Source organism: Pseudomonas sp. LFM046 (genome assembly GCF_000949385.2).
Classification (GTDB): domain Bacteria; phylum Pseudomonadota; class Gammaproteobacteria; order Pseudomonadales; family Pseudomonadaceae; genus Metapseudomonas.
Genome location: NZ_JYKO02000001.1, coordinates 4163653 through 4189371 on the forward strand (window position 1 = coordinate 4163653; position 25719 = coordinate 4189371).

At 64.5% G+C, this 25719-nt stretch carries 27 protein-coding genes and 1 pseudogene; 19 read left to right on the forward strand and 9 right to left on the reverse strand.

Features of this window, described 5'->3' with window-relative positions; genetic code table 11:
* Positions 1–75 precede the first annotated feature (75 nt).
* The 11 genes and pseudogenes from hppD to rarD all read left to right on the forward strand — a co-directional run bounded on the left by hppD (position 76) and on the right by rarD (position 9757).
* Positions 76–1152, forward strand: coding sequence for a 4-hydroxyphenylpyruvate dioxygenase (hppD, locus tag TQ98_RS19120; RefSeq protein WP_044870475.1), 1077 nt, complete (start codon positions 76–78; stop codon positions 1150–1152).
* Between the two features lie 125 nt (positions 1153–1277).
* Positions 1278–1763, forward strand: a complete 486-nt coding sequence (locus tag TQ98_RS19125) for an adenosine-specific kinase (RefSeq protein WP_044870476.1) — start codon at positions 1278–1280, stop codon at positions 1761–1763.
* A 373-nt stretch (positions 1764–2136) separates the two neighbouring features.
* Positions 2137–2811, forward strand: coding sequence for a thermostable hemolysin (locus TQ98_RS19130; protein WP_044870477.1), 675 nt, complete (start codon positions 2137–2139; stop codon positions 2809–2811).
* The gene (locus TQ98_RS19135; RefSeq protein WP_044870478.1) at positions 2801–4270 is read left to right on the forward strand and encodes an AMP-binding protein; all 1470 of its coding nucleotides are present in this window, start codon (positions 2801–2803) and stop codon (positions 4268–4270) included. The genes TQ98_RS19130 and TQ98_RS19135 overlap by 11 nt, the downstream gene beginning before the upstream one ends.
* Complete coding sequence (locus tag TQ98_RS19140) at positions 4267–4941, forward strand: iron-containing redox enzyme family protein (protein WP_044870479.1); 675 nt, start codon at positions 4267–4269, stop codon at positions 4939–4941. The genes TQ98_RS19135 and TQ98_RS19140 overlap by 4 nt, the downstream gene beginning before the upstream one ends.
* Positions 4928–5734, forward strand: coding sequence for an SDR family oxidoreductase (locus TQ98_RS19145; protein WP_044870480.1), 807 nt, complete (start codon positions 4928–4930; stop codon positions 5732–5734). The genes TQ98_RS19140 and TQ98_RS19145 overlap by 14 nt, the downstream gene beginning before the upstream one ends.
* Positions 5734–6375 carry a hypothetical protein gene (locus TQ98_RS19150; RefSeq protein ID WP_044870481.1) on the forward strand — a complete coding sequence of 214 codons (642 nt, stop codon included), beginning with the start codon at positions 5734–5736 and terminating at the stop codon, positions 6373–6375. Before TQ98_RS19145 ends, TQ98_RS19150 begins: the two co-directional genes overlap by 1 nt.
* Positions 6376–6390: 15 nt before the next feature.
* Positions 6391–7053 (forward strand): response regulator transcription factor, encoded by a 663-nt coding sequence (locus TQ98_RS19155; RefSeq protein WP_044870482.1) that lies wholly within the window; start codon positions 6391–6393, stop codon positions 7051–7053.
* Positions 7050–8426 (forward strand): ATP-binding protein, encoded by a 1377-nt coding sequence (locus tag TQ98_RS19160; protein ID WP_103103009.1) that lies wholly within the window; start codon positions 7050–7052, stop codon positions 8424–8426. Before TQ98_RS19155 ends, TQ98_RS19160 begins: the two co-directional genes overlap by 4 nt.
* 104 nt (positions 8427–8530) lie before the next feature.
* Positions 8531–8838 (forward strand): annotated as a pseudogene (locus tag TQ98_RS19165) (hypothetical protein); the annotation flags it as partial.
* A 37-nt stretch (positions 8839–8875) separates the two neighbouring features.
* Complete coding sequence (gene rarD, locus TQ98_RS19170) at positions 8876–9757, forward strand: EamA family transporter RarD (RefSeq protein WP_044870485.1); 882 nt, start codon at positions 8876–8878, stop codon at positions 9755–9757.
* A gap of 73 nt (positions 9758–9830) precedes the next feature.
* Here rarD and TQ98_RS19175 read toward each other — a convergent pair whose 3' ends face one another.
* Positions 9831–10562 (reverse strand): RNA methyltransferase, encoded by a 732-nt coding sequence (locus TQ98_RS19175; protein ID WP_044870486.1) that lies wholly within the window; start codon positions 10560–10562, stop codon positions 9831–9833.
* A gap of 11 nt (positions 10563–10573) precedes the next feature.
* Positions 10574–12211, reverse strand: coding sequence for an NAD(P)/FAD-dependent oxidoreductase (locus TQ98_RS19180; protein ID WP_044870487.1), 1638 nt, complete (start codon positions 12209–12211; stop codon positions 10574–10576).
* A gap of 274 nt (positions 12212–12485) precedes the next feature.
* Between TQ98_RS19180 and rlmE the strand changes: the two genes are divergently transcribed.
* On the forward strand, positions 12486–13106 hold the full coding sequence (gene rlmE, locus TQ98_RS19185; protein ID WP_044870488.1) for a 23S rRNA (uridine(2552)-2'-O)-methyltransferase RlmE: 621 nt from the start codon (positions 12486–12488) through the stop codon (positions 13104–13106).
* A 112-nt stretch (positions 13107–13218) separates the two neighbouring features.
* On the opposite strand, the gene TQ98_RS19190 is transcribed toward rlmE, so the two are convergent.
* On the reverse strand, positions 13219–13821 hold the full coding sequence (locus TQ98_RS19190; protein WP_044870489.1) for a TetR family transcriptional regulator: 603 nt from the start codon (positions 13819–13821) through the stop codon (positions 13219–13221).
* A 4-nt stretch (positions 13822–13825) separates the two neighbouring features.
* Positions 13826–14272, reverse strand: coding sequence for a MaoC family dehydratase (locus TQ98_RS19195; protein WP_044870490.1), 447 nt, complete (start codon positions 14270–14272; stop codon positions 13826–13828).
* A 185-nt stretch (positions 14273–14457) separates the two neighbouring features.
* Between TQ98_RS19195 and TQ98_RS19200 the strand changes: the two genes are divergently transcribed.
* Together TQ98_RS19200 and TQ98_RS19205 are read left to right on the forward strand one after the other, a co-directional pair.
* Positions 14458–14841, forward strand: a complete 384-nt coding sequence (locus TQ98_RS19200) for a tautomerase family protein (RefSeq protein ID WP_044870491.1) — start codon at positions 14458–14460, stop codon at positions 14839–14841.
* A 216-nt stretch (positions 14842–15057) separates the two neighbouring features.
* A complete protein-coding gene (locus tag TQ98_RS19205; protein ID WP_242443165.1) occupies positions 15058–16014 on the forward strand; it encodes a GGDEF domain-containing protein in 957 nt (318 codons plus the stop codon).
* Between the two features lie 158 nt (positions 16015–16172).
* On the opposite strand, the gene TQ98_RS19210 is transcribed toward TQ98_RS19205, so the two are convergent.
* Both TQ98_RS19210 and TQ98_RS27940 read right to left on the reverse strand, forming a co-directional pair.
* Positions 16173–16565: a GFA family protein gene (locus tag TQ98_RS19210; RefSeq protein WP_044870492.1), complete on the reverse strand. Its 393-nt coding sequence runs from the start codon at positions 16563–16565 to the stop codon at positions 16173–16175.
* Positions 16566–17052: 487 nt separating this feature from the next.
* The gene (locus TQ98_RS27940) at positions 17053–17451 is read right to left on the reverse strand and encodes a hypothetical protein (protein WP_177410187.1); all 399 of its coding nucleotides are present in this window, start codon (positions 17449–17451) and stop codon (positions 17053–17055) included.
* A 34-nt stretch (positions 17452–17485) separates the two neighbouring features.
* On the opposite strand from TQ98_RS27940, the gene TQ98_RS27790 reads away from it, so the two are divergent.
* Positions 17486–18085, forward strand: coding sequence for a hypothetical protein (locus TQ98_RS27790; protein WP_158249365.1), 600 nt, complete (start codon positions 17486–17488; stop codon positions 18083–18085).
* Positions 18086–18295: 210 nt separating this feature from the next.
* Positions 18296–18526, forward strand: a complete 231-nt coding sequence (locus TQ98_RS28170; protein ID WP_044870493.1) for a GDCCVxC domain-containing (seleno)protein — start codon at positions 18296–18298, stop codon at positions 18524–18526.
* 375 nt (positions 18527–18901) lie between these two features.
* Here the strand turns inward: TQ98_RS28170 and TQ98_RS19235 are convergent, their stop codons facing one another.
* Both TQ98_RS19235 and TQ98_RS19240 read right to left on the reverse strand, forming a co-directional pair.
* Positions 18902–19816, reverse strand: coding sequence for a response regulator (locus TQ98_RS19235; protein ID WP_044870494.1), 915 nt, complete (start codon positions 19814–19816; stop codon positions 18902–18904).
* Positions 19817–19820: 4 nt separating this feature from the next.
* Positions 19821–21125 (reverse strand): ATP-binding protein, encoded by a 1305-nt coding sequence (locus TQ98_RS19240; protein ID WP_044870495.1) that lies wholly within the window; start codon positions 21123–21125, stop codon positions 19821–19823.
* Positions 21126–21270: 145 nt separating this feature from the next.
* On the opposite strand from TQ98_RS19240, the gene TQ98_RS19245 reads away from it, so the two are divergent.
* Entirely contained in the window at positions 21271–22146 is an 876-nt protein-coding gene (locus TQ98_RS19245) for a neutral zinc metallopeptidase (RefSeq protein WP_052659139.1), read from the forward strand.
* 30 nt (positions 22147–22176) lie between these two features.
* Here TQ98_RS19245 and TQ98_RS19250 read toward each other — a convergent pair whose 3' ends face one another.
* Entirely contained in the window at positions 22177–22965 is a 789-nt protein-coding gene (locus tag TQ98_RS19250; protein ID WP_044870496.1) for an IclR family transcriptional regulator, read from the reverse strand.
* Positions 22966–23067: 102 nt separating this feature from the next.
* On the opposite strand from TQ98_RS19250, the gene hmgA reads away from it, so the two are divergent.
* Both hmgA and fahA read left to right on the forward strand, forming a co-directional pair.
* A complete protein-coding gene (gene hmgA / locus TQ98_RS19255; RefSeq protein ID WP_044870497.1) occupies positions 23068–24363 on the forward strand; it encodes a homogentisate 1,2-dioxygenase in 1296 nt (431 codons plus the stop codon).
* Position 24364: 1 nt separating this feature from the next.
* A complete protein-coding gene (gene fahA / locus TQ98_RS19260) occupies positions 24365–25669 on the forward strand; it encodes a fumarylacetoacetase (protein WP_044870498.1) in 1305 nt (434 codons plus the stop codon).
* The last annotated feature ends 50 nt before the right edge of the window (positions 25670–25719 follow it).

Genomic DNA, 25719 nt, shown 5'->3' on the forward strand with positions numbered 1-25719 from the left:
GCATTTCCTGTGCACCGCCCGCAGCCACCTCGCATTGACCTATAACTTTCAATCAAATGCTTGAGGTGCCAAAAAATGGCTGACATCTTCGAAAACCCCATGGGCCTGATGGGCTTTGAATTCATCGAGTTCGCCTCGCCCACCCCGAACACCCTGGAACCCGTCTTCGCGATGATGGGCTTCACCAAGGTCGCCACCCACCGCTCCAAGGATGTGCACCTGTATCGCCAGGGCGAGATCAACCTGATCCTCAACAACGAGCCCAAGAGCCAGGCCGCGTACTTCGCCGCCGAGCACGGTCCGTCCGTCTGCGGCATGGCCTTCCGCGTGAAGAACGCCCACCAGGCCTACGCCCGCGCCCTGGAACTGGGCGCCCAGCCCATCGACATCCCCACCGGACCGATGGAACTGCGCCTGCCGGCGATCAAGGGCATCGGCGGCGCGCCGCTGTATCTGATCGACCGCTTCGGCGAAGGCTCGTCGATCTACGACATCGACTTCGAGTTCATCGAAGGCGTGGACCGCAACCCCGAAGGTGCGGGCCTGAAGCTCATCGACCACCTGACCCACAACGTGTACCGCGGCCGCATGGCCTACTGGGCGGACTTCTACGAGAAGCTGTTCAACTTCCGCGAGATCCGCTACTTCGACATCAAGGGCGAGTACACCGGCCTGACCTCCAAGGCCATGACCGCGCCGGACGGCAAGATCCGTATCCCGCTGAACGAGGAATCCTCCAAGGGCGCCGGGCAGATCGAAGAGTTCCTGATGCAGTTCAACGGCGAAGGCATCCAGCACGTGGCCTTCTTCACCGACGACCTGCTCAAGACCTGGGACAAGCTCAAGGCCCTGGGCATGCGTTTCATGACCGCGCCGCCGGCTACCTACTACGAGATGCTCCAGGGTCGCCTGCCGGACCACGGCGAACCGGAAGCCGAGCTGCAATCGCGCGGCATCCTGCTGGACGGCACCACCGAAGGCGGCAGCAAGCGCCTGCTGCTGCAGATCTTCTCGGAAACCCTGATGGGCCCGGTGTTCTTCGAGTTCATCCAGCGCAAGGGTGACGACGGCTTCGGCGAGGGCAACTTCAAGGCCCTGTTCGAATCCATCGAGCGCGACCAGATCCGCCGTGGCGTTCTGAGCACCGAATAAGGCGCGATCCCCTTCGAAAAGCCCGGCTTCGTGCCGGGCTTTTTCGTTCCGGCCGCGCGCCTGCGCGGGCCTTCGCCGACCAGACCCTGACTATGCTTGTCCCATGGGGGTTGGAGGCGCTTCACATGCAACTCATCAGCGTCAGCATCGACAAGCCGGAAGCGATCAACTTCATCTTCGGCCAGACCCACTTCATCAAGTCCGTCGAAGACATTCACGAAACCCTGGTGGGCGCCGTCCCCGGCATCCGCTTCGGCCTCGCCTTCTGCGAAGCCTCGGGCAAGTGCCTGGTGCGCTGCTCTGGCACCGACGACGCCCTGCTCGAACTGGCTCGCCGAAACGCCCTGGCCATCGGCGCCGGACACAGTTTCATCGTCTTCCTCGGGGAAGGCTTCTATCCGGTGAATGTGCTCAACAGCCTGAAGCTGGTGCCCGAGGTCTGCCGCATCTACTGCGCCACCGCCAACCCCACCGAGGTCATCCTCGCCGAGACCGACCAGGGGCGCGGCGTGCTGGGCGTGGTGGACGGTTTCCGGCCCAAGGGAGCCGAGGGAGAAGAGGACGTCGCCTGGCGCAAGGGGCTGCTGCGGCAGATCGGCTACAAGCTCTGAGGCCAGGAGTTTGCCCCCGAAGTTCGTAGGACGGGTCGTAGGATGCGCTGTGCGCACCGATCCCGAGATCGGCTTCGGCACCCCGTCAAACCGCCGGTGCGCACGGCGCACCCTACCGGATCAGCTTCAACCTGCTGGTTCGGCCTGAGCCGCCAGCGGACGCGCAAAAAAAAGCTGCCATCGCCGGCAGCTTCAGTTTGCACCCTGGCACGTCCTGTGCCGTTTCTGTTCCTGCAAGCAGGATGCCCCACGGGGATGACATCCCCGAGTCAGCGGCATGACGGCCAGGCGACAGACACTGAGCCCGTCTTCAGGCTCCCTTAAGACTTCCTCCGGATACTCCCTCCATCTGCCATTCGCCCGGAGGGCACCGATGAACAGCGCCGAGTGGAACGCCCTGTTTCCTTTCCGTTTCGGTCAAAAGTCTCAGGAACACTACCTGGCCCTGCTGCAGGCGGGAGACAGCGGACGTGGCGCCGCGGAGGACTTTGTCCACCGCCGGTTCTTCAGCGCCCACCACGCCGATATCCGCCAGTACATGCCCGAGCTGCTCAGCATGCGCAATTACCACGGTGCCCTCAGCGCCGTGACCGGCATCCGCCTTGCTGAACAGGAGCCGCTGTTCCTGGAGCAATACCTCGAAGCACCCGCCGAAGCCCTGATCGCCGGGCTGACATCCCGCCCCGTGGCAAGAAGCGAGGTGGTGGAAGTCGGCAACCTCGCGTCGATCAACGCCGGCAACGCGCGGCTGATCATCGTTGCCGTCACCTGGCTGCTGAACCTGCGCGGCCTGGAGTGGGTGGTGTTCACCGGCTCCCCATCGCTGATCAACAGCTTCCGCCGCCTCGGCCTGGACCCCCTGCTGCTGGGCGACGCCGACCCCGAGCGCCTGAGCTCAGGTCAGCAGGAATGGGGCACCTACTACGAGCAGAAGCCTCACGTGTACACCGGCAACATCCGCTACGGATTCGAGCAACTGCAGCGCGCCGGCATCCTCGCTCGCCTGGGCTTTCCGGAAGACGGAGGAGCGGCGCCCCATGCAGCCTGAAGCCCTGCGCGACATCCTGCGGGAGTACGCCACCCGCCTTCCCCAGCCCCTCGCCCTGCGTGGCGACACCCGCCGCTACACCTACGCCCAGTTGCTGGCCGAGGTGGAGCGGCGCGAAACCCTGCTGCGCGCCGAACCCGAAGGTGTGCTCGCCCTCGGCCTGGACAACGGCCCCGAGGCACTGCTCTGGGATCTGGCCGCACTCTTCTCCGGGCGTCCCTGCCTGACCCTGCCGCCCTTCTTCAGTCCCCAGCAGCGCACCCATTGCCTGGAGCAATGCCACGCTGCACTGGCGGTGATCGACAGGGACTACGCGGACGAACTGACCGCCGCCGGCTTCCACGCGGAGGGCCCCTTCTGGCGCCGAACCGTCAGCGGCCCCGCTGCCCTGCCCGGCGGCACTGCCAAGATCACCTACACCTCCGGGACCACCGGCCAGCCCAAGGGGGTATGCCTCGGCGCCACCGCCCTGCTGCAGGTGGCCCATGAGCTGGAAATCGCCAGCCGCGCCACCGCGCCGGCCCACTACCTGGCGGTGCTGCCCATGGCGGTCCTGCTGGAAAACCTCGGGGTCTACGCCGCGCTGCTGGCCGGCGCCTGCGTCACCCTGCTGCCCCAACGGCAGATGGGCATCCAGGGCGCCAGCGGAGTCGACTGGCCGAAGCTGCTGGCCACCCTGGTCCTCAGCGGCGCCCAAAGCCTGATCCTGGTGCCGCAACTGCTGCTCGGCCTGGTGACCGCCATCGAGCAGGGCCACCTGAGCGCCGCACAGTTCCGCTTCGTCGCCGTGGGCGGCGCAAGGGTCTCCCCAGACTTGCTGGCCCGCGCGGCACGGGTCGGGCTGCCGGTGTTCGAAGGCTATGGCCTCTCCGAATGCGCATCGGTGGTCTGCCTCAACCGCCCCGGCACCAACCGCCCTGGCAGCGTCGGTCAGCCCCTGCCCCACGTGCAGGTCCGGTTGGCGGAAGACGGCGAAGTCGAAGTCAGCGGCTCCGCCCTGCTCGGCTACCTGGGCGAGGCGCCGTTCACCGGACGCTGGTGGCCCACCGGCGACGTGGGTGAGTTCGACGCCGATGGTTACCTGCACCTCAAGGGCCGCAAGAAACACCAGTTCATCACCAGCTTCGGCCGCAATGTGAACCCGGACTGGGTGGAGGCCGAGCTGACCCAGCGCGGCGTCATCGCCCAGGCCTTCGTCCACGGTGAAGGCCTGCCGGGCAACCTCGCCCTGGTCTGGCCGCTGGACCCGCAATGCGACCTGCAGACCCTGGCCGATGCCGTGGCCGGCGCCAATGCCGCGCTGCCCGACTATGCACGGATCAGGGCCTGGCACCGCCTGACCACCCCCTTCAGCAGCGCCGACGGGCTGCTCACCAGCAATGGCCGGCTGCGACGCGAGGCGATCCTCGCGCGCTACCAGGGCACCCTTCGCGAACTCGAAAACGAGGTACGACCATGAGTTTCTTCGAACGACTGCAAGCCGAGACCGCCGCGGAGCGGGACGCCCTGTTCAGCGTCCCGGTGATCCGCGAGGCCCTGGCGGGCCAGGTCAGCCTGGAGGGCTACCGCGCCTTCCTCGGCCAGGCCTACCACCACGTGCGCCACACCGTGCCGCTGATGATGGCCTGCGGCGCCCGCCTGCCGTCGCGGCTGGAATGGCTGCGTGGCGCCGTCTGCGAGTACATCGAAGAAGAGTACGGCCACGAGCGCTGGATCCTCAACGACATCGCCGCCTGTGGGGGCGATGCCGAAGCCGCCAGCCGCAGCCGCCCTTCCCTGCCCATCGAACTGATGGTCGCCTACCTGTACGACCTGATCGCCCGGGGCAACCCCGTGGGCCTGTTCGGCATGGTCAACGTGCTGGAAGGCACCAGCATCGCCCTGGCCACCCAAGCCGCCGGCGCCATCCGTGGAGGCCTCGGCCTGCCGGCGACCGCCTTCAGCTACCTGTCGTCCCATGGCGACCTGGACCAGGACCACATGGTCACCTACCGCGGCCTGATGGACCGCCTGGAAGACGAGGACGACCAGCAGGCCGTGATTCACGCCGCCAAGGTGGTCTACCAGCTCTACACCGAGATGTTCCGCGGCCTGCCCCGCGCCGGCGAGGTGAGCCATGCGACTCGCTGATTGCCGTGTCCTGCTCACTGGCGCCAGCGGCGGCATCGGCCTGGCCCTGGCCGAACAGCTCTGCGCCCGGGGTGCCCAGGTACTGGCGGTGAGCCGCCACCGCGATGCCCTGGCCGAACTGCTCCAGCACCATCCCCAGCAGTTGTCCTGGATCGGTGCCGACCTGCGCCAGGCCCAGGGACGCCAGCGGATACTGGAGGCCGCTCGCGCCATGGGCGGGATCAACGTGCTGGTGAACGCCGCCGGGGTGAACCGCTTCGCCATGCTGGAGCAGGTGGATGACGGCCAGATCGAGGAAATGCTGGCCCTCAACGTCACCGCCACCCTGCAACTGACCCGCGGCCTGCTGCCGCTGCTGCGCCAACAGCAGCACGGGCTGGTGGTCAACGTCGGCTCCATCTACGGCTCCATCGGCTACCCGGGCTACGCCGTCTACTGCGCCAGCAAGTTCGCCCTGCGCGGCTTCTCCGAAGCCCTGCGCCGCGAACTGGCGGACACCCAGGTGAACGTTCTCTACGTCGCCCCGCGCGCCACCCGCACCAGCATGAACAGCCAGGCCGCCATGGCGCTGAACGCTGAACTCAAGGTGGGTGTGGACGAGCCGGAACAGGTGGCCCGGGCGGTGATCGCCGCCGTCGAGAAAGACCTCAGTGAGCTCTACCTGGGCTGGCCGGAGAAATTCTTCGTCCGCCTCAACGGCATGCTGCCGGGCCTGGTGGACCGCGCCCTGCACAAGCAACTGCCGATCATCCGCCGCTTCAGCGCCGCCCAACACAGCAAGGACCACCCGTGATGAACAAGCTCATTAGTGCATTCGGCCTGTACCTGATTCTCAGCATCCCGGCCTGGGCCCTCGACGAGAGCGGCACCCAGCAACTCTCGGCCATCCAGCAGCGCTGGGCAGAGATCCAGTACCAGGTGCCGGAAACGCAGCGCGAGGCCGAATTCGAGAAGCTTGCCGCCCGCAGCGGTGCCTTCACCCGCACCTCCCCCCAGGCCGCCGAGGCCTGGATCTGGCACGGCATCGTCACCAGCAGTTGGGCTGGCGCCGAAGGCGGCCTGGGTGCCCTGGGCAAGGTGAAGGACGCCCGCGCCGCCCTGGAGCGCGCCATCCAGCTCGACCCCAACGCCCTGCAGGGCTCCGCCTACACCAGCCTGGGCGCCCTCTATGACCGGGTGCCGGGCTGGCCCGTCAGCTTCGGCGACGACGAAAAGGCCGAGCAACTGCTGCGCAAAGCCCTGGAGATCAACCCGGCGGGCATCGACAGCCTGTACTTCTGGGGCGACCACCTCTATCGCCAAGGCCACCCGGAACAAGCCCGCGAAGCCCTGCTCAAGGCCAAGGCCGCCGCGCCGCGCCCCGGCCGTGAACTGGCCGACCAGGGCCGTCGCCAGGAAATCGATGCTTTACTGCAGGAAATCCAGAAAAAATAAGGCAACCGCAACCTCATGCGACTGCTCCTCGTCGAAGACGACAACGCCCTGGGGGCTGGTGTGCGCGCCGGTCTGCGCCAGGAGGGCTACACCATCGATTGGCTGATGGACGGTGCCAGCGCCCTGCACGCCCTGCAGACCGAATCGTTCGACCTTGCGATCCTCGACCTCGGCCTGCCACGCCTGGACGGCATCCAGGTGCTCCAGCAGCTGCGCGCCGGCGGCTCCACCCTGCCGGTGCTGGTGCTCACGGCCCGCGATGCCACCGAAGACCGCATCACGGGCCTGGACGCGGGCGCCGACGATTACCTGGTCAAGCCCTTCGACCTCAATGAACTCAAGGCCCGCCTGCGCGCCTTGCTGCGGCGCAGCGCTGGCCGGCCCCAGGTGCTGATCGAGCACGCCGGCGTGGTGCTCGACCCGGCCAGCCAGCAGGTCAGCTACCAGGGCAACCCGGTGGCCCTGACGCCCAAGGAGTACCAGCTGCTCCATGAACTGCTCTCGCAACCGGGCAAGGTGCTCACCCGGGAACGCCTGGTGCAGACCCTCTACGGCTGGGACGAGGAAGCCGAGAGCAACACCCTGGAAGTGCATATCCACCACCTGCGCAAGAAGCTCTCCAGCGACCTCATCCGCACCGTGCGTGGCATCGGCTACCTGGTGGACGGCCATCCATGACCTCATTGCGCGACCGCACCCTGTGGCTGGTGATGGTCCTGCTGCTGATCGGCACCCTGCTCATCGTCTACATCAACTACCGCGACAGCAGCCACGAGGTGGAAGAAATCTACGATGCTCAGCTGGCGCAGAACGCGCGCCTGCTGCTGGGGGTGATGCGCATGCCGCTGGCCAGCGCCGAGCGCGATGCGCTCTACCGGGCCTTCAACGAGGCCCTGAGCCACGCCGAGCCACGCAAGATCGGCCACCCCTACGAAAGCAAACTGGCCTTCCACGTCTGGAATCGTGAGGGCGACAGCCTGGTGCAATCGGCCAGCGCCCCGGCGTTCGCCTCCGTCCCGCAGAAGCCCGGTTTCCATGACGTCCAGCTGGGCGGCCACTACTGGCGTGGCTTCGCCCTGCCGGACACCGAACAGGGCCTGCTGATCTGGGTAGGCGAGCGCTCCGACGTGCGCCAGGACCTGGTGCAGCGCATCGTGCGCCACACCCTGGTGCCGAATCTGGTAGGCGTCCTCATCCTCGCCGCCCTCGTCTGGCTGGCCATCGGCTGGGGCCTGAAACCCCTGCAGAACATGGCGCGGGTGATCCGCAGCCGCCACGCCGACTCCCTTGCGCCCCTGCAGATCGTGCCGCTGCCCAAGGAACTGGAACCGATGCAGGCCGCAATCAACCGTCTTCTGGGGCAGATCGAGCAGATGCTCCAGCGCGAGCGTCGCTTTATCGGCGACGCCGCCCACGAGATGCGCACCCCGCTGGCGGTGCTGCGCCTGCACGCGCAGAACGCCCTGGAGGCCACGGCGGAGGACCAGCGCACCGAGGCCCTGCAATTCCTCACCGTGGGCGTCGACCGACTGACCCGTGTGGTCCACCAGTTGCTCACCATGGCGCGGGTGGAACCGGAACTGGCCCGGCAGAAATGGCAGCCGCTGGACCTGGGGACCGTTGTCCGCGAGCACCTGGCGGAGCTCACGCCACTGCTGCTGGACAAGGGCCTGGAACTGGCCCTGGAAGTGGCCGAGGGCGACTTCCACACCACCAGCGACGCCGCCGCCATCGGCATTGCCCTGCAGAACCTGGTGACCAACGCCACCAACTTCTCCCCACCGGGCGGCGAAGTGAAAGTGAGCCTGCTGGAGGACGGCCGGGACGCCTGCATCGTGCGGGTGGAGGATCAGGGTCCGGGCATCGATGAGACTCTACAAGAGCGCCTGTTCGAGCGCTTCTACAGCCAGGACAACCCCCAAGGTGCCGGCCTGGGCCTGGCCATCGTCCAGATGATCGCCAGCCGCCTGGGCGGCAGCATCAGCCTGCGCAACCGCGAAGAAGGCGGGCTATGCGCCGACCTGAAACTGCCCAGGCGGGTGTTGAAGTGATTGTGGGGTGGCGCCCCTAGGGAGCCGAGGTGCCCCTGCCCCTCAGTTCCTGCGTCTGGTCCACCAGCCAATTGCGGAGTATCCGCATCTCCATCGAGTCGGCCATCGCCGAAGGCTCCGACGCTGTGATCCGCATCGGTGAGCTGAGCGATAATCGCTTGATCGCCGGCAAGCTGAGCGAGCACCGCCGCATGCTTTGCGTGCCTCCGGACTATCTCGCTCAGCACGGTGCACCAGGCACGCCGGCCGGCTGGTACGAGTGCTGCCGGACGGGTTGCTGGGTGGCAGCGAAGGTGGCGTCTACCTGGTACGCCCATCGGCCAGGTTCTCCCCCGCAACAACCCTCGCATTCAAAAGCTGGATCGAAAGCAGATTTGCCGGCGGCCCGCCCTGGTCACCTCTCCAGCCCTGACCGCCATCCCATAACCTGATTGCTTGCGGAGGCCTTTGTGTTCAAAGGTATCGCCCTGTCCGTCGCATCGTCCTGCGCGTTCGCCGGTCTCTATTACTACGCCACGCTGCTCAAGCCGCTCACCGGTGAGGAAATCTTCGGCTGGCGCATGCTGCTCACCCTGCCGTGCGTGTCGCTGTTTCTGCTGCTAGGCCGGGAGTGGCAGCCGGTCAGGGAAATTTTCATCCGCATTCGGCAGCGTCCCAACCTGCTGCTCGGCCTGATGGGTAGCAGTGCTCTGCTCGGCGTGCAGCAATGGCTGTTCCTCTGGGCCCCCATCAACGGTCGGGGTCTACAGGTTTCCCTGGGGTACTTCCTGCTTCCGCTCACCATGCTGATGGTGGGGGTGGTCTTCTATCGGGAGAGGCTCACTTGGTTGCAGAGGGCCGCCGGCGCTTCTGCGCTGATGGGGGTCTCTCACGAGTTGATCCAGATGGGTGGCTTCTCCTGGGAGGCATTGCTGGTTGCGTTCGGCTTCCCGGCCTACTTCATGCTGCGTCGCAGGCTCAACACCGCCAACTTGGGGGGACTTTGGTTCGACATGCTGTTCACGCTGCCCTTTGCCTGCTGGTTCGTGCTGGGGCAACAGGGGACGGTCGCGCAATTCGAGCAGGCGCCTCGACTGGTCGTCCTGGTGATTTTCCTGGCGGTGATCAGCGCAGCGGCCTTCATGGCGTACACCACTGCCAGCCGTCTCCTTCCATTCAGCCTGTTCGGCTTGCTGGGTTATGTGGAGCCTGTGCTGATGGTGGTCGCCGCATTGTTCATCGGCGAACGAATCGCGTCCCGCGAGTGGCTGACCTATATACCCATCTGGCTTGCGGTGGGACTGCTGGCCCTGGAAGGCGTGCGGCATATTCGGGGCAGAGCCAGAGCGTGATTGACTGTCCGTATATGGGCACAAAGCGGCGATGAAACCAGGGGCGATTCAGAAAGCGCGGCTTTCTGACCCGCTATCGGTTCAATTCGTACACGCACATATTGACCGTCGCGGCCAGGTTCAGCGATTCGATCGCGCCACAACCGGGAATCGTAAAAGGCTGGGCGTTGAGTGCGATCAGTTGCTCGCGGGGCACGCCGCGTGCTTCGTTGCCGAACAGGTAGCAATCGAAGGTCTTGAAACTGGCGGATTGCACGCGATCGCCCTTCATGTCCAGGCAGGCGATGCGTTCAAAGCGCGTGCGCAGGGAATCCAATTCCACATCCAGCTCCATGGGCGCATGAAAAATGGCGCCCATGCTGGAGCGCACGACTTTGGGGTTATACGGATCAACGCTGCCGGGACTGAGCAGGCAGCGAAAATGACCGAACCACGCCAACGTACGCAGAATGGTCCCGAGATTGCCCGGGTCCTGAATTTCATGCAGGTAAATGGCGCGCTCGTTATCCGTGGAGGCAGCAACCGGCGCGCTCGTCGCCGGCATGGGCACCAGCGCAATGATTCCCTGCGGTGTCTTGGTGTCGGCGATCTGCGCCATCTGGCGGTCGCTGATCACATGGGTTTCAAACGGGCTTTGCCAGTGCTCGTAGGCGCCGGTTACATACAGCTGACTGCGCTGCAGAAGCGGATTCTTCAAGGCCGCTTTCTGCAGTTCCAGCAGCAGATGTTCGCCCTCCACCAGGAAATGACCGAACTCGGCCCGGTATTTCTTCTGGTGGAGCTTTTTAATGTCATCGAATTTCATCAATGCGGCGCTCAGTGGGGCTGCTCTTCGGTCTTCTGGATTTCAGACAGAAGCGACTTGGCCAAGGCCTCGGCGACTTTGATACCGTCCACGCCCGCCGACAGAATGCCACCGGCATAACCGGCGCCTTCACCAGCCGGATACAGGCCGCGCAGGTTGAGGCTCTGCAAGGTCTCGTGGTCGCGCGTGATGCGGACCGGGGAGGAGGTGCGGGTTTCGATGCCGGTGAGCACCGCGTCATCGCGATCAAAACCACGAATCTGCTTGCCGAACGCCGGCAGCGCCTCGCGGATGGCCTCGATCGCATAATCCGGCAGCGAGAGCGCCAGATCGCCCAGGCGAACGCCGGGTTTGTAGGAGGGTTCCACCTCGCCAAACTCGGTCGACGGCACGCCGCGAATGAAGTCGCCCACCAATTGCGCGGGCGCACAGTAATCGCTGCCGCCCAATTCATAGGCACGGGATTCCAGGCGCTCCTGGAATTCCACACCGGCCAGCGGGCCGCCCGGGAAGTCCTGCTCCGGGTTGATGCCGACGACGATGCCGGCATTCGCATTGCGTTCGTTGCGCGAGTACTGGCTCATGCCGTTGGTAACGACGCGCTCCGGCTCCGACGTAGCCGCCACCACAGTGCCGCCGGGGCACATGCAGAAGCTGTAGACGGCGCGGCCATTCTTGGCGTGATACACGACTTTGTAGTCGGCGGCGCCGAGCTCCTGGTGGCCGGCGTACTTGCCCAGGCGGGCCTCGTCGATCATGCCCTGCGGGTGTTCGATGCGAAAACCCACGGCAAAGGGCTTGGCCTCGATGAACACGCCCTGTCGGTGCAGCATACGGAAGGTATCGCGGGAGCTGTGGCCCAGCGCCAGGACAACATGGCGACTGTGGATGGTTTCGCCGCTGGCCAGCACCACACCCTCGAGCTGGCCATCGTTGATCAGCAGATCGGACACCTTGCTTTCAAATCGCACCTCGCCGCCGAGGGCGATAATCTCCTCGCGCATGGTGGACACCACGCCGGTGAGGCGGAAAGTGCCGATATGCGGCTTGCTCACGTACATGATCTCCGACGGAGCGCCGGCGCGAACAAACTCGTGCATGACCTTGCGGGCGTAGAACTTCGGGTCCTTGATCTGGCTGTAGAGCTTGCCGTCCGAGAACAGGCCGGCACCACCTTCGCCGAACTGCACGTTGGATTCCGGGGTCAGGACCTTCTTGCGCCACAGCGCCCAGGTATCCTTGGTGCGCCTGCGCACGTCCTTGCCGCGCTCCAGCACGATGGGTTTGAACCCCATCTGCGCGAGCAACAGCGCCGCGAACAATCCACAAGGGCCAAAGCCCACGACCACCGGCCGCTCGCTCAGATTGGCCGGCGCTTCTCCTACTGGATAGTACTGGGTGTCCGGGGCCGGACGGATATTGTGGTCATCGGCAAAGCGCGCCAGAATCGCCGCCTCGTCGCGGGCCTCCAGATCGATGATGTAGATGAACAGAATGACGCTGCTTTTCTTGCGGGCATCGTAGCTGCGCTTGAACACGGTGAAGTTCAGCAGATCGGCGTCGCTGATACCCAGGCGTTTGACGATGGCCTTGCGCAATTCATCGGCGGAGTGATCGAGGGGCAGAGACAGTTCGTTGATGCGAATCATGGCGGTAATCCTGGCCGGTGAATCCGGCAAAGGAAGCAACAGAGGGATGAGGTAAGGCGCGAATTGTACCCGCCGCCGCCCGCCCCTGTCAGGTCTGGACTGACGGCCCTCTGGAACGCGCCATGCGGGTCGGCGCAGTGCGATCCCTGCCCCGCGGATTTAACCTGCGCGGGATTATCGGCTTATAATTGCCGCCGCTTTGCGCCCAACAGCTTCCCCTCTGTTGCCTATATTGTCCCGCACCTCACATTGATTTTCCGTAGTTGGCTCTCTCATGAAACGATCCAAAAGCAGCCGCCGCTGGCTGGATGAACACGTCAACGATCCTTACGTCAAACGGGCTCAGAAGGATGGCTTGCGTTCCCGCGCCAGCTACAAGCTCATCGAGCTGAACGAGAAGGACAAACTGATCCGCCCCGGCATGCTGGTCATGGACCTTGGCTCCGCTCCCGGCGGCTGGTCGCAGGTGGCCGGAGGGCTCGTGGGGGAAAAGGGACGGGTTCTGGCCAGTGACATTCTGCCGATGGACCCGCTGGATAACGTCGATTTCATTCAAGGCGACTTCACCGACGACGCGGTGTTCCAGCAGATTCTCGACAAGCTCGCCGGCAGGCAGCCCGATCTGATCGTTTCCGACATCGCCCCCAATATCAGTGGCGTCGCTGCCGCCGATCAGGCCTCCTCGATGTACCTGGTCGAACTCACCCTCGACATGGTTCGGCAAGTGCTCAAACCCAATGGAAACTATGTGGTCAAGGTCTTTCAGGGCGAAGGCTCCGACGTCTTTCTGAAGGACGTTCGCACCTCATTCGAAAAGGTGGTGATACGCAAACCCGAGGCGTCGCGGCCGCGGTCGAGGGAGGTTTATCTGGTGGCAAAGGGGTTTAGAGGATAAGGCGCCTGCAGCGCTGAAGTGCGATCGGTCGGACGCAAAATCCCGTGCACGATTTCGCCGACCCATCCGTTGCATCGACCAGTCGAATCCACACCCTAGAGTGGGCGATGGCCTATCGATGCCCCTGCTCGTTGGCGGCCTGGTTCACAGCCGCCTCAATGGCTTCAACCCAAGGCTCATTGCCAATGGCCTGCGCAATAGCACGTGCGCCCACCATCGCCGCAAAAATGACCATTGCATCGCGTTCGGCGGCGTCCGAGACGGTATGGGCAGCAGTTGGTCCCTTCAGCTCGCTGATGAACTTGTCGAACAGGTCTTTCGTACCCGCCTTGTAAGCGTCTACGGACGCTTCATCGGCGCCTCCGTGGATGACGTGTGGCGCGAATGCCAATACCGGGCAGCGACGCTTCGCCGACCTGTTTCGAAGGTACTGGCGGACAAGCGCACAGGCTCGATTCTCGGCTTTGGCATCTGCCTGCTGATACACGTCGTCCCAGGCATCGAGGGACTGATCGAACGCCAGCGAAAACGCTTCGGCCACAAGCGCATCCTTGGACTTGAACTGCTTGTAGAAGCCGCCAACCGTCATTCCGTTGGCAGCCATCACGTCGGACACCGATACGTTTTCGACGCCCAGCTCGCGAAACATCCGGCTCGCCGTCTCAACGATCTTCGCTCGATTCTCCGAAGCCTGTTGTTGTGATGAGCGTCCCATGACCTTACCTCTCCTTCTTGAAGCCCACGACCTTGGTGGTCAGTTTTTGCAGTACCTCATCATTCTGATTCGAGGTCACACACTCGAAAACGACGATGGCCCGATCAGGCCTGGATCGGGACGGCGTAATGCTGACGACCTTGCTGGTGACCTGAAGGATGTCACCAGGGCGGGTTGCCTGTGGCCAACTGATCTCCGCGCCTGCGCCGATTACGCCGCGAGCGAAGGGCAGGCTCTGCACCAGGAGCCGCATCGTGATGGCCGCTGTGTGCCATCCACTTGCAGCCAGGCCCTCGAAGAACGTGTCCTTCGCCGCGTCTTCGTCGAGATGGAATGACTGTGGGTCGAACTGGGTTGCGAACTGGATGATCTGCTCGGCGTCCAGCTCATGCTGGCCGCTTACAAAAATGTCATCCACGGCTATGTCATCCAGGTAGATACGTTCCGGCATTCTCTCGACTCCATCGCTAGCCCGTTGGGCGCTATCCAGGGGGTGGTCGCACTCTCTTGTAAAAATAGATTATGGTCATTATCTTTTCACTGCAAGGGTGCCTGGCGACCGAACCGACCAGCGCCTGAGCTCGCGCCCAAGCCAGCGGGTCTGAAGGTTTTCCCGATCACGTCCAGGAGAATTCCATGCCTCTCGTCCGTATCGATATCAAAAGGAACCCTGACACTTCCTACGCCAAGCGGCTGGGCAAGGTCGTCTATGACTCGATGAGGAGCGCGATCAACGTGCCGGATCACGACAACTTTCAGGTCCTGACCGAGCACGATGACGCCCACTTCGTCTATGACCCGGAGTACCTCGGGATAGCGCGAACGGATGGCCTGGTGTTTATCCAGATCACCCTCAACGAGGGGCGCACAACGGATCAGAAGAAGCTTCTCTACAAGGCGATTGCCGAAGGGCTCAACAAGGAAGCAGGTGTTCGCCTGGAGGACGTTTTCATCAGCCTGGTCGAAGTCAAAAAGGAAAACTGGTCCTTCGGTAACGGACTCGCTCAATACGCGACCTGAACCGACGGCCGTGCAGCAACCACCCGATTGACCAGCGCCGGGCAAGCTCCGGCACCAATGGCTTTGCGGCCAGGTAGCAGCGCTCGATGAGCCAACCTCCTCCTGCAAACGGACGCGCCTCACACAGCCGCAAAGCGGCTTGTTCGCATGGCTGTTCATGGCCAGGGTGATTTGCTATCAATCAGCACGCCCTCTCGCCACTGCCGAAACGCCTGCATGGACCAGATCCTTTCGTTCCTGTCCGAAACCGTTCCCAAAGCCAAAACCGTAGAACAGCTCACACGCCCGTTGCTGGCCTTGCTCGAAAGAGTCACGGGCATGGAGTCGACCTACCTGACGACCATCGACACCGGGCAAGGTGTTCAGCGCGTGGAATTCGCTCGCAACGCCGGCGGGATGGAGATACCCGAGGGGCTGGTGGTGCCGTGGGAGGACACCTTGTGCAAGCGTGCGCTGGACGAGAATCGCCTGTACTCGGACGACGTTGCCGAGTGCTGGGGGGACTCGGATGCCGCCAGGGCGCTGGGCATCAGGACGTACGTCAGTGCTCCGATCAAGGCACAGGATGGCCGGGTGCTCGGTACGGTTTGTGCCGCAAGCTCGTCAAAGGTCACCCGCGCTCCAGAAGTGGAACCGATCCTGAAGCTGCTTTCCGGACTGCTGGGGTACTCCCTGGAACGGGAGCTTCTTGTCGAACAATTGCAAACCGCGAACACGGAGCTGACGAGGCTGGCCCTGACCGACTCCCTGACGGGCTTGTCCAATCGGCGCGCCATCCTGAGTGAACTCGCGCGCATGTTCGCGCTGGCTCAGCGGGAACAGAAGTACGTGCTGGTGGGCGTCGTCGATCTGGATGGCTTCAAGCACATCAACGATACCCATGGTCACCAGGCCGGCGACGCCTTTTTGCAAGGCGTCTCTGCCCGCCTGCAAGACAGCCTGCGTGCGAGCGACATTCTTGGGCGCACGGGCGGGGACGAGTTCATCGTGATCGCACTGGGCACGCCATCCCGTCAGCAGGACCAGTCGACCGACATGCTGCATGCCGCCAACCTGCTGCAGGAGAGATTGGCGAACGCCACCATCGGGCATTACGAATTGGTAACGGGCACGGCGATCTTCAGTATCGCGGCGCCAGCGTCGGCGTTGTCGCGGTGCAGCCCGATAGCGTGACCGCGGATGAGGCCATCAAGCTGGCTGACCGGGAAATGTACAAGGTGAAGCAGCAGCGCAAGGCCGCCCGGTAACTGGAGCAGTCGAACTGCTCGGGGGCTCGAATTCGAGACCTCGACCCAGCCCCCGAAGCGGCGCTTTCGCACCCTTTGTGCCAGCTACTCCTCAAAGCGACTCGTGGCGTCACGATCACGCTCGTAACGCCTCGTGAGCGGAAACGGCGGCAACCAGGACTCGCGACGGATATTCCAGAGCTCATAGGTTGGCTTCAGCTGGTCAGGGGCATCCAGGGCCCCCAGGCTCACTTCGATTTCGTCATCGCTGCGCGCAAACACAGACGAGCCGCAGCGGGGACAGAAAAACCGTCCGGCGTAGTCGCGTGTTTCGCCCTCGATCGTCACCGCATCCTGAGGGAATATCGCGGACGCGTGAAAAAGGGCTCCGTGATGCTTGCGGCAGTCGAGACAGTGACAAATGCCGACCCGATAGGGGCGCCCGGACGCCACAATTCGGACGCTGCCGCAAAGACAACCACCTGTGAATCGGTCCATGCTGCGTCTCCTCTGAAATCAAGCGGACGGAATCTCTGCAATGAACGCCCACGGGCGTCCATGAAACCTGTTCAACACCTACCGCTCGTCACCTGCATACCTGTATGTATAGCGCCGTCCGACCTTCGAAGTTGGCCGTGAAAATTCCTCGTCTGTTTCCCTGGTGATTCACTGTGGGAAAATTTCCCGCGCAAATCCTCACCATTAAAAGAGCCCGCACTAAGCGGGCTTTTTCGTTATTACCCGAAGTTCCAAAAAATTCGTCACAGGCTCGAGGAATCAGGCCTGCCGCCTGTCTAGAACACTGTAGCCAGAGATGAACAGGGGGCTTACTGGAGACTCTACCGAAATACTTTTCGTTGGGGAGGGGAACCAAGAGAACTGAGACGGAGGCCTGATCATGCTATTCAAAAAGTGCCTACTCGCTCTGGCGATTGGTGGTGTTCTCTCGGCATCCAGCGTGCTGGTCCCGGATTACATTTCGAGTTCATCCGTAGTTCACGCCCAAGATGGAGGCGGTGGACATGGCGGTAGCGGTGGTGGTGGCGGTGGCCACGGTGGTAGCGGTGGCGGCGGCAGTGGCGGCGGCGGCGGTGGCGGTAGCGGCGGCGGCAGTGGAGGCGGCGGCGGCAGTGGCGGCGGCGGCAGTGGAGGCGGCGGCGGTGGTGGCGGCGGCCATGGTGGTGGCGGTCACGGCGGTGATGGCGGCGGAGGCCATGGTGATGGCGGCGGCCATGGTGATGGCGGCGGCCATGGTGATGGCGGCGGCCATGGTGACGGCGGCGGCCATGGTGGCGGCCATGCCGGTAACGGCCATGGAGGTCCGGGGCACGGTGACGCAGACCATGGTGGCGTAGCCGGCAACAACGGCCCGGGCAATGCCCATGACAACGACGCGGACGATAACGACGCGGATGACAATGACGCAGACGCTGCCAGAGACGCTGCCAGAGATGCAGCAGATGCGGCGAGAGACGCTGCAAGAGCGGAGGCAGATGCCGCCAGAGATGCAGCCAGGGCTGCGGCGGATGCTGCCAGAGACGCAGCCAAAGCGGCTGGAGACCCGAACGCCGATGCCGAAAGAGATGCTGCTCGAGCAGCCGCAGATGCGGCTCGGGATGAAGCCAGAGCGGCGGCAGATGCAGCCAGGGACGCTGCCAAAGCGGCGGCAGATGCTGCCAGAGATGCAGCTCGGGCACCTGACGATGATGCTGATCAAGCTGCTCGCGAAGCGGCCGAAGATGCAGCAGACGCGGCCAGAGAAGCTGCCGAAGACGCTGATCAAGCAGCTCGTGAAGCTGCCGAAGAAGCGGAAGACGCTGCCAGGGAAGCAGCCGAAGATGCTGACGACGTTGCTCGCGAAGCTGCCGAAGACGCGGCAGACGCTGCCAGGGAAGCAGCCGAAGACGTTGATCAAGCACCTCGCGAAGCTGCCGAAGAGGCAGCAGACGCTGCCAGGGAAGCAGCTGAAGACGCGGCAGATGCCGCTCGCGAAGCTGCAGAGGACGCCCCTGACGTAATGCCGGCTGGACAAGCGGCGGTTCAATAACGAGTCAGGTGTTTGAAGAGTCGTGTCGATCGGAGTTTCCAGGTTGGTGCTTTGCCAACCTGGGGCTCCATTGTCCATGCGCCGTCGAGCAACGCTCATGCGCCGGCCTTAGGTTCTCTGGCTTGCGCCGCTGCTACGCTGAAAGTCGATGCACTACCGCCCCAACCGGAAGGAGGTGGGTATGGCGGGCATCACGCTGGACTCTGACCTGAGGTGCCCGCACTGTGGATTCGTGCAACGGCTGCGGATGCCAACCGACTTCTGCCTGTTCTTCCATGGGTGCAGCGAGTGCAAGCGCGTGATGTGGGCCAAGCCGGGCGACTGCTGCGTGTTCTGTTCCTATGGTTCGGTGCCCTGCCCGCCTCGCCAGCACCAGGCGGTACGCTGCACGAGTGGGTGCACACCTGAGTGAACAGCGCTTCCCGTGCCTGCCAGAAATTTCGACTCGACGTTCTCCGCTGATCCCCCACCTCCCGTTGGCACCCCGTCAGCCCGTTCCTGCGGCCTGATGGTTTCCGTGCGACCTTCCTTCCCCTCACACCCGGCCCCTCTTCCTGAAGCGGAAAGGGTGACACGCGCTGGCTACCGAGCAGTCATCCGATGCTTTCGTAGGATGCGGAAGAGCGAAGCGAAACCCATCAGCGATGGTCAATGGGTTGCGCAAGCTCGCGGAACGCCGCCCGCCCCATCCTACAAGGATGTCCATAGCCCGGATGGAGTCTGGGCTACCAACGAGATGGGCAATGAATCCGTGAGAAAAGGGCCGCTACGCGGCCCCTTCCCCATCTCAGGCAATCATCCGTTCCCGCAGCCTAGCCAGCATGCCGAGGATGCTGCCGACCCGCTGGTTCTCGGCGGCCTCCTTGGGCGCATCGGCCACGCGCGGGAGCAGGTCGAGGGGTTGGGCGCGCCAGAGGAAGGCTTGCTCGGCGGCAGCCTTCAGGCCCTTTTCGAACAGGCCGCGGCGGATCGGCTTGGGCAGGTAGCGGAAGATCTGCGCTTCGTTGATCAGCTTGAGCAGCGCCTGGGTATCGCGGAAGGGGGTGACCACCAGGCTGAGCAGGCGTGGATGGGCCTGGGCCAGGGATTTCAGCAGCGGCGCCATGTCCTCGCCGCCGAGCTTGAGGTCGCTGACCAGGATGTCCACCTGGTCCATGTTCAGGGTCACCAGGGCTTCGCTCAGGCTGTGGGCACGCAGCAGGCGGTGACCGCCAGCCTGGCAGAAGGCCTCGACGCAGTGCAGGGTTTCCTGGTCGTCGTCCAGCAGCAGCAGGGAAAGCGGTGCGGCCAGGTCGCTGGTGGCCGACGTGACCGGCGCAGCGGCCTGGCGTGTGGCGATTTCGGCGGCCTGGCGCAGGGTGAAGGCCATTTCCTGCGGGTCCCAAGGCTTGGTCAGGTAGCGGAAGATGCCGCCGCTGTTCAGGGCCTCCACCGCAGCGTCCAGGTCGGAGTAGCCGGTGAGCAGGATGCGCAGGCACTCCGGGGCGATCTCGCGGGAGCGCGCCAGCAGTTCGGCGCCGTTCATGCGCGGCATGCGCTGGTCGCTGACGATGATCTGCACCGACTCTTCCTTCAGGCGCTCCAGGGCCCGCAGCGGATCGCTTTCGATGATCACGTCGTACTGGCGGCGGAACTGCAGCGCCAGGCTGCGCAGGATGCGTTCCTCGTCGTCGACGAAGAGGATGCGAATGGGGGTGGTCATGGGCTCAGGCGCTCCGTTTCAGTTCGACTGCCTGACTGCGCGGCAGGCTGATGAGAAAGCGCGTTCCGCGCCCCGGCTCCGAGGCCACGCGGATACTGCCGCCATGGTCACGGATGATCTTGTAGCTGATGGACAACCCCAGCCCCGTGCCCTCGCCCACCGGCTTGGTGGTGAAGAACGGGTCGAAGATGCGCCGCATCACCTCGGGCGGCATACCCCGACCGTTGTCCTGCACGGAGATGAAGACGCTGGCGTCGTCGGCCCAGCTCTTCACCTGGATGCGCCCCGGCCCGTCCATGGCCTGGGCGGCGTTGGTGAAGAGGTTGAGCAGCACCTGGTTGATCTGGGAGGGCGTGCAGGCAATGCGCGGCAACTCGCCCAGCAACTGGAACACCTCGGCCTTGTCCTTGATGTGGTTGCGGGCGATCAGCAAGGCACTGCGGATGCAGTCGTTGAGGTCAACTTCCTCGCTCATGGCCCGGTCCAGGCGGGCGAAGTCCTTGAGCCCCGAAACCAGTTCGGCGATCTGGCCGAGGCCGTAGAGGGTATCGCCGAACAGTTGGCGCAGGTCGCCGGCCAGCAGGTCGGGCGCAGCCCCTTCGCGCGCGATCGCTGCACGGTCAAGGGCATCGGCCAGGCGCTGTTCGTCACAGGCCGGATCTTCCAGGCAAGCGGCCAGGGTGGCCTGGCTGTCGGCAAGGGCGAAGAGCGGCGTGGTCAGCGCTTCCATCAACTGCACGTTGTTCTTCACGTAGCCCAGCGGCGTGTTCAATTCATGGGCGACGCCGGCCACCATCTGGCCGAGGGACGCCATCTTCTCCGACTGCACCAGCTGAGTCTGGGATTCCTTCAGGTCCACCAGCGCCTGACGCAGCACCCGGTTGCGCTGGGCGATGCGCAGCTCCATGGCCTTCAGCAGGTCCAGCACCGTACCGAGCCCCAAGTAGCGTCCCTGCTCGTCCACCAGGATGAAATCTTCGGTAATGGGGTACTGCAATTGCGCGGTGACCTGCTTGGCCGCCAGCTCCAGGCCGGAGGCCAGGCTGACGGTCAGCGGTGCCGGGTTCATCACGTCGGCTACCGGACGACGGCCCCAGAGATCGCGCCCGAAGCGCTGCATGAAGATGTCCTGCAACGCGTAACGGCTGACCAGGCCCAGCGGCTGGCCCTGCCCGTCCACCACTGGCAGGGACAGGAATGCCTTGTGTTCATGGGTCAGCAGACGATCGGCCACGTCACTGATGCTCATGTCCGGGGCCAGTGGCTCCACGGGTCTGAGCAGGCGCGCCAGACTGCTTTCGGCTGCCATGATCGGTACTCCGCGACTTATGGGTGCCGGGCATTCAAGCAGCATCAGGTTGCCATCATGTGACAGGTGTCTCATACAGGAAACATTTGGCATTGCGGCGCGGGAGCGACAACACTGAAATCTACATTTTCAGGAGTCTGGGACCATGCCCGAAAAAGCCACCGCCTCGACGCCCCGCAAGGGATGGATCCTTCGCCTGCTGCGCATCCTGGCGTGGTTGTTGATCGTCGTTTCCCTGGTCTGCGTGGCTATTTACCTGGCGTTCGGCCCTGCCCGGATGATCGATCGCCTGAAGCCTTCCGCGCCGGTGTTCCCGGAGCACGTCACCGAGGCGCCGCAGCCGCCAGAGACCGCCGCGCCGGTCACCGCCCCGCCGTCGGCGCCAGCCGAGACTCGGGAACTGGTCAATCAGGTCATGGACAGCACTGAAGACATCTGGGGCGAGTTCCTCGCCCGTGGCGACTTCGCCTACCGCAAACCCAAGCTGGAACTCTATGAAGGCCGAGTGGACGCCGGCTGCAAGAACGTCGGTACCGCCAGCGGGCCGTTCTACTGCCCGGACGGCAAGCGCCTGTACCTGGACCTGGCTTTCCTCGACGAACTGGGCAAGCGCCTCCCTGAAGCGAGTGCCTTTGCCAAGAGTTATGTGGTGGCCCATGAAGTGGGCCACCACGTGCAGAACCTGACCGGGGTGAACAGCTGGATCAATGATTACCGCGCTCGCGGGGAAATCACCACGGACCTGGAAACCGCCCAGGAACTGCAGGCCGACTGCCTGGCGGGCATCTGGATCACTTATGCACAGCGCAAGTACCCCTGGGTTCAGCCCGACCAGATGGACAAAGTCCTCAAGGCCGTGGCGGCCCTGACCCAGGAACGCGCCAAGGCCAAGGACCAGCCGCCCATGGCCGATCAGTTGGCGGCGAGCGACGTGGAGACTCGCATGCACTGGTTCAGGGTAGGCGTGGAAACCGGGGACCCGCGGGAGTGCACCCTGCTGTTCAGCGGCATGGTGCAGTAGGCCTCCGAAGGGACCGGATGAGGGGCCGGATCACTCCGGCTGGCGTCCGCCCATCCTCAGGCTGATGGCTTCGGCCGCCTGGTGCAGCCGCTCGGCGGCGGAGCCCTGGGTGTCGGCGCGGAACACGCTGGCCGCGCCGACCACGGTGATCACCCCGGCCAACTTGCTACCGGTGGCGAACAGCGGAGCCGACAGGGCGTTCACCCCGGGCATCAGCAGGCCATGCACCGGGTGCAGGCCAGTGGTGCGGATCTGCGCCATCTGCTCCTGGAGTTCGGCGGCTCCTGGAGCGCCTGGCAGGGCCAGTTCCTCGTCGCGCAGGAAGGCGGTTTCGGCCTCCGGCAGGTAGGTGTTGAAGACCAGGCCGGTGGAGGAGCCCAGCAGCGGCAGCACCGAGCCCACCTGGGTGACCAGGGTCACCGCGCGCAGGGCCTGCTCCACATGGACCACGGTTGGCCCCTTGTTGCCCCACACGGCAAGGAAGCAGGTTTCATTCAGCGCATCCCGCAGGTCCACCAGATGCGGCATGGAGACCTTCACCACATCCAGTCGACCAATGGCGGCCAGCCCCACCAGCAGTGCCTCACGGCCGAGGCCATAGTGGTTGGTGGTGGCGTCCTGCTCGGCGAAGCCACTGGCGATCAGCGCCTGCAGGTAGCGATGGACCTTGCTGGCCGGCATCCCAACGTGTTCGGCCAGCTTCGACAGCGAGGTGGCCGGCGCCAGCTCCGCCAAACCCTTGAGAATGTCGGTGCCCACTTCCGCGGCCTGCACCTTCTGCCGCCGCGGGGCGCTCGCGCTGTCGTTTTCGCTTGTCATGTCCTGGCCTTGGTCGGTGTGAAGGGCGCTGTTATAGCTTGACCCCTTTTGCCTTTCAAATTACGTTATGCGTAATTCAATTACAAAAACAGCGAGGTCGCCATGGTCTCCCCCACGCAGCTCACTTACCAGTCCGGTTTCGACAACGAATTCAGCAGCGAGGCCCTGCCGGGTGCCCTGCCCGTCGGCCAGAACTCCCCGCAGAAAGTCCCCTACGGCCTGTACGCCGAACTGCTCTCCGGCACCGCCTTCACCGTGCCCCGCAGCGAAGGCCGGCGGACCTGGATGTACCGCATCAAGCCCTCGGCGAATCATCCGAAGTACCAGCGCCTGGAGCGCCAGATCACCGGCAATCGCCTGGGCCCGGTCACGCCTAACCGCCTGCGCTGGAACCCGCAGGACATCCCCGCCGAACGCACCGACTTCATCGACGGCCTGCTGACCATCGCCGCCACCAGCGATGCCGAGCAGGCGTCCGGCGTGAGCGTGCACCTGTTCCGCGCCAATACCTCGATGCAGCGGGTGTTCTTCAATGCCGATGGCGAGCTGCTGATCGTTCCGCAACAAGGCCGCCTGCGCATCGCCACTGAGCTGGGCCTGCTGGATGTGGAGCCGCTGGAAATCGCGGTGATCCCGCGCGGCATGAAATTCCGCGTCGAGCTGCTGGACGCCACTGCGAGCGGCTACATCTGCGAGAACCACGGCGCCGCCCTGCGCCTGCCGGACCTCGGCCCCATCGGCAGCAACGGCCTGGCCAACCCGCGCGACTTCCTCGCCCCGGTGGCCCATTACGAAGACATCGATGCGCCGGTGACCCTGGTGCAGAAGTTCCTCGGCGAACTCTGGGCCACCGAGCTGGATCACTCCCCGCTGGACGTGGTCGCCTGGCACGGCAACAACGTGCCCTACAAGTACGACCTGCGCCGCTTCAACACCATCGGCACCGTGAGCTACGACCACCCCGACCCGTCGATCTTCACCGTGCTCACCTCCCCCAGTGACACCCACGGTCAGGCCAACGTCGACTTCGTGATCTTCCCGCCGCGCTGGATGGTGGCCGAGAACACCTTCCGTCCGCCGTGGTTCCACCGCAACCTGATGAACGAATTCATGGGCCTGATCCAGGGCGCCTACGACGCCAAGGCTGAAGGCTTCGCCCCGGGCGGCGCCTCGCTGCACAATTGCATGAGCGCCCACGGCCCGGACAACGCCACCACCACCACCGCCATCGCCGTCGACCTGAAACCGCACAAGATCGACAACACCATGGCCTTCATGTTCGAGACCAGCCGCGTGCTGCGCCCCAGCCAATACGCGCTGGAATGCCCGCAGCTGCAGAGCGACTACGATGCATGCTGGGCCGGCATGGCCAAGACCTTCGACAAGGGCAGGATTTGACATGACCCAAGCAGACACCCGCCGTAGCTGGATCGCCTCCGCCAACGGCCACCCCGACTTTCCCCTGCAGAACCTGCCGCTGGGCATCTTCAGCCCGTCCGGCGCCTCGCCCCGTGGCGGCGTGGCCATCGGCGACGCCATCTTCGACCTGAAGGCCGCTACCGATGCCGGCCTGTTCAGCGGTGAAGCGGCCGAGGCCGCCAGCGCAGCGTGCCACGACAACCTGAACGCCTTCTTCGCCCTCGGCGCCTCCGCTCGCCGCGCCCTGCGCGCCCAGTTGCAGGACCTGCTGGCCGAAGGCAGCGCCGCCCAGGCACGCCTGGAAGCCATGGGCCAGGCCCTGCTGCCGACCGCCGCCACCTGCCAGCTGCACCTGCCGGCGAAAGTGGGCGACTACACCGACTTCTATGTGGGCATCCACCACGCCAACAACGTCGGCCGCCTGTTCCGCCCGGACAATCCGCTGCTGCCCAACTACAAGTACGTGCCCATCGGCTACCACGGTCGCGCGTCCACCGTCTGCGTCTCCGGCACCCCGGTACGCCGCCCGCTGGGCCAGACCATGCCGCCGGGCAACGAAGTGCCGAACTTCGGCCCCAGCAAGCGCCTGGACTACGAACTGGAACTGGGTATCTGGATCGGCCAGGGCAACGAGATGGGCGAGTCCATCGCCATCGGCCAGGCCCAGGATCACATCGCCGGCTACTGCCTGCTCAACGACTGGTCCGCCCGTGACGTGCAGGCCTGGGAATACCAGCCGCTCGGCCCGTTCCTGGCGAAGAACTTCGGCACCACGGTGTCGCCCTGGGTGGTCACCGCCGAAGCCCTGGAACCCTTCCGTGCCGCCCAGCCGGCGCGCCCCGAAGGTGACCCGCAGCCCCTGCCCTACCTGCTGGACGAAGCGGATCAGGCCAAGGGCGCCTTCGATATCGAACTGGAAGTGCTGATCCTCACCGCCGCCATGCGCGAGAAAGGCCTGGCGCCCCATCGCCTGGCGCTGAGCAACACCCTGAACATGTACTGGACCGTGGCCCAGATGGTCGCCCACCACAGCGTCGGCGGCTGCAAGCTGCAGTCCGGTGACCTGTTCGGCTCCGGCACCCTCTCCGGTCCGGAACCGCAGGCCTTCGGCAGCCTGCTGGAGAGCACCTTCGGCGGCAAGCAGCCCATCAGCCTGCCCAACGGCGAGCAGCGCACGTTCCTGGAAGACGGGGATGAAGTGATCCTGCGCGCCCGGTGCAAGCGGGAAGGTTTCCCCAGCATCGGCTTCGGCGAATGCCGTGGGGTATTGCTGGCAGCGCGCTGAATAACAGGATGCGTGAAGAGTGGGGGCAACCAACCGGTTGCCCCCAGTCA